Consider the following 4,187-nt stretch of genomic DNA (forward strand, 5'->3'; position numbering starts at 1 on the left):
ATAGGCCCCTCCTTTATATGGAAATTCCGGCCGTCGCCGCATTTCTGCTGAAGTTGTTAAATAATGATGCCGGGCTCCCCAAGGAATCTTTCGTGTATACCAGCTGGTCAGTAGGATACATTTGCTTCACATTTTGTATAAAATAACCTTAATGTATGAGAAATATGAAACATCTGTAATCATTGTTTTCCCTGTTTACCTCGACAATAACCCTATAAGCATATATCGTTTCCAGTTTACATTACCATATTTCCTCAAATCTTGCCATTCTATGTCACCTAGCTTCAATGGTGTCATAAACACAGCGCCGTCACGAAATTGGTCTTTGTCTGATTCAGCAATCCATTCACCGGGTGTTGCGCCTTCGGTAAGCTCTACCAGATTGTCCATTTGAATGCCTGTCTCAACGGGCTGCTTAACCAGTAAACCCTCACTTGTCATTTTCCATAAACGCTTATCGAACAGCTGCTCCTCCATCACTGTCGTAGCTCCTTGGGATTCATTGGTTGTTATCGTCAAATCTGCATGATAGCCGGGTAATAAATTTTCCATGTTTGACTCTTCCGCTTCACCTTGTTCGCCAGATTCGTTGTCTGATGATGGCGGCTCCGTTTCCCCTGTGTCAGGTGATTCTGACGGTTGGCCGGAACCTTCAGTTTCTTCGGTTGGGGCTGTCCCTTCTTTCTCACGTGAGTCGTCCGGCTGTTCGGTTTCTTCGGAAGGCGGCGTTTTTATCTGTATGTCAGATGCTTCTGTCTGCTGCGCCTCTTCCGATTGTGCCGGCTGCTTCTTTTCTGAAGACGCTCCTGCTTCATCTTCCAAACTTGCTTCAAAGGGATAAAGACTTGATCCATGGATATTGACGTTTTCTGGAGAATCACTTATGACACTTAGTGTACCTTTTAACACAGCATCATTTTCCCTGATATCCACTTCAACAGGCATTTCCTGTTCAACTTCCATCCGCTCTGTTTCTGTTAACTTACCTTCTGCCTGCAGCTGTTTATCCCAAATGGTCACGACAGGGTTATCGAGAGAATCAGATACAGCGGTCACTTCTCCTTGATAAGGACTCTCTACGGTAACTGTTTCGCCGTTTGTCTCCAGCTCGGATATTTGTGCCTGTACACTCTGCAGTTCAGCTTCCTTCTGCGCAAGTTCATTTTCCTTTTCGGCCAGATATTGCTCTTTCATATAGTTGGCATCAACCGATCTGCTGGTCATCTCCAGAGTGCCGTCTTCATTATCAAACTCGGTTTCCATGTCAGTTTGCGGAATCCGATAAGCCGAAATGGCGGCGATCGCCGATTCAATTGCCTGAATTTCACCGGTCAGTTTTTGCTGCTTGCTTTCCAGGTCAGTCATAGTTTCAGAATAACTGTCAACCTGATATGTGAACAGGTGGTCGCCGGTTTCGACTTCAGTACCCTCTTCAACATGGAATTCCTGAAAATTCCCCTTTTCCTGATCAAAGTAGATATTTTTTTCTTCAGCCGTAGCCAAAACACTTGTTGTTTCGATGGTTTCATACATATCTTGTTCAAATGTTTCCGCCCAGGCCTGGATATACGTTAGCCGCGGGACCCGTTCTTCATCATCAAAATACACAAGTAAACTATTAATGCCAATAAATAAAACGACAACTGTCAGAATAACCTTACTGCGACGACTCATGTAAACCACCCGCTTATCAAATGACTATCCATAAAGGTCAATACGGCAGTGCCGGCCCAGTATAAAATATGTATAAAAATCACACTCACCCAAATCCAGCGTTTTTTGACCAATGACAGATAGCTTAAACATTTCGCCTGAAACCAGATGATCCATAGCTGAAAAAGCGAGATTGCGCCGAAAAAGAAAATCACCCACTGAATGTCCGTAAAATATGAAGCTATGATACCAAATGACCATGGTGAAACGAACCAGTCCAGACCGCCATAGATTGCCAGCGGTATCCATAAAACCCGTTCAGTCAGCATGACAAAAAGAACAATTTGCTGCAAAATGACGAGCTTTTTATAGGGGATATCAGTGAAGGCGTAAAAAAATAATGATGGAATAAATAATACCAATAGAGCAAAAACAACAGCAAACGCCATCCGCCCCAGCACGAACCAAACCTTGCCGGCTTCATACTGAAACGGCGTCAAAGATGTTGCTTCAGCAGAAATTATTCCGGAGCCAATGCCAAAGAGCGCCATCCAGGCATATAAACCTGCACTGCATAAGATCAACAGCAGGCAAATTTTCCACAAATTTTTCAGCGCTTCTGCTTTTTTCAGCCGGAACAAATGGTCATCAATTGGAAAGAAGAATTTTACAGGATTAACATGATAGAACATGAACGACATTCCTTTAGAAAATAATGGTTGTAGCTGTATACTATCTATTTTAACGTAATATATAAAAATATCACACTAATTTTAATGTTTTTTGTGATAATAAGTGATATTTCCCAGAAAATCAATAAAAATCCGGGAAAAATGTTTGCCGGTCCGGAATAAAATTTTCCAGCCGTTCAATTTGTTCCGGCTTACCTTGGATAAGGTCCGCAGCATATAGTTCAACCGGGCGCTTATATCCCATGAGCGCGGAAGTGAGCTGCTGCACACTGCATTGAATGCCTTCACCTCGTCCGATGTCCGACTGTATGCAAGTCACATTTGTGCCGGTTCCCGTTTGTGACAGCTGATAGACGCCATCGTTTTCCGGCAAAAATGCATCAGTTACATGTAAAGTAACCGGTCTGCTTGTACCCTTTTTAAACGGGTATGCCTTTAAGAATGCAAAAACATCGACAATTCGCGCCATGAAATACGGACTGATTTTTTGCTCAAATCGGGGTTCATCGACAAGCAGTGGCAAATCGTCATTTTCCGGCACAGTTATTTCGACTGTTTCCGCCATTGAATCATGATTCGCGATAAATTGCAGGAGCAATTTTTGTGCATTAAGCGTGGCAAAGGCGAATTCATGAACGTTCACTTTCTCTTCTTTCACGTTATAAAGAATGTATCCTTCCGCTTTCCCTTCATCATCGTAAGCAGCTGCCTTATGCCAACTTTCGCGTAATACACGCTGTTTCCACCATTTTTCGTCACGGACAAGCGTTCCGTTAAATTTCTTGGCGTATTCGGTATAAACCTTATGCAAAGCAGCAATATCATCTTCAATGCGGCGAACATATCCGGAAGCTTTCCAGTGCCGCTTTAGTACAGTGATCGGAATGGTATATGCCTTTTCTGAAAATGTATACTCCCAGCCGTATTTCCGGTAAAAGGCAAACGAAAACGGATGGAGAAATGAAAGCGTTTGTCCGTGTTGACGCATATGATGCAGCGCATGATGCAGTAATTCCTTTACAGCTCCCTGTCTGCGGTATTCCGGCCATGTTGCCACAGAGCTGACACCGCCCATTTCAAACGGCTCTCCGTTGATATAACACGATAATGGTAACAGATGCAATTTTGCAGCCAGCTGATTATTCTCCATCCAACCCCAAATGATATGGCGTTGTGCTTCTTCTTTTTTCTTATGCAACGCATCTTTTGTCAAATCATATTGAAACGCAAATTGCGACAGTGCAAAAATGTTGTCAGCATCTGCTGCTAAAGATAATCGTTTGATCTCGGTCAAAGTGCATTCCCCCTGTCTCTTTTATTATAATCGCAGATTTGGCTAAAACAAAACGGAAATTGCTTCGGCTCATCAGGATTGTGGCATTTAAAATATTAAAAAACTCCCAAAACATAAGGTCTGAGAGCCTTTAAAACTCAAAATATTGCCATTTTGAGAACTATTAACAGCTATAAAATATAGGATTAAAGCCATTAAAAGGAATTGATTTTAGCTCATCCACTGTCGATTCAAAAACGCGATCTTTCTGCATGGTCATCGCTGCACATAGCGTTAATTTAACAGAAAACACAGCATTATGAAAGGAATTGGCTGATATACAAATGAAGGCGACAGAACGATACAAACCTTTGTTTAAGCCGATCAGCCCGCCAAATGGTATTGAACTAGATAATCGCTTTGTCCTGTCCCCGATGATTACAAATTCTTCAACCATTGAAGGTTATGTTACGCAAGAAGATTTGGCTTATGCAAAGCGACGTGCTCGTTCCGCACCTCTGCAAATTACAGGCGCTGCGTATATCGAGGAATATGGGCAATTATTTGAG

Annotated in this window: 3 protein-coding genes and 1 pseudogene; 1 reads left to right on the forward strand and 3 read right to left on the reverse strand. The window is 42.6% G+C overall.

Features of this window, described 5'->3' with window-relative positions:
* Window positions 1–195 precede the first annotated feature (195 nt).
* The 3 genes from VK097_RS13490 to VK097_RS13500 form a co-directional block, all read right to left on the reverse strand.
* On the reverse strand, window positions 196–1,674 hold the full coding sequence (locus VK097_RS13490) for a hypothetical protein (RefSeq protein ID WP_324212319.1): 1,479 nt from the start codon (window positions 1,672–1,674) through the stop codon (window positions 196–198).
* Window positions 1,671–2,345: a hypothetical protein gene (locus VK097_RS13495; RefSeq protein ID WP_324212320.1), complete on the reverse strand. Its 675-nt coding sequence runs from the start codon at window positions 2,343–2,345 to the stop codon at window positions 1,671–1,673. The genes VK097_RS13490 and VK097_RS13495 overlap by 4 nt, the downstream gene beginning before the upstream one ends.
* Window positions 2,346–2,466: 121 nt before the next feature.
* On the reverse strand, window positions 2,467–3,639 hold the full coding sequence (locus VK097_RS13500) for a GNAT family N-acetyltransferase (protein WP_324212321.1): 1,173 nt from the start codon (window positions 3,637–3,639) through the stop codon (window positions 2,467–2,469).
* Window positions 3,640–3,962: 323 nt separating this feature from the next.
* Here VK097_RS13500 and VK097_RS13505 point away from each other — a divergent pair.
* Window positions 3,963–4,187: pseudogene (locus VK097_RS13505) on the forward strand (NADH-dependent flavin oxidoreductase); the annotation flags it as partial.

It is taken from the genome of Lentibacillus sp. (assembly GCF_035301675.1).
Lineage (GTDB): Bacteria > Bacillota > Bacilli > Bacillales > Amphibacillaceae > Lentibacillus.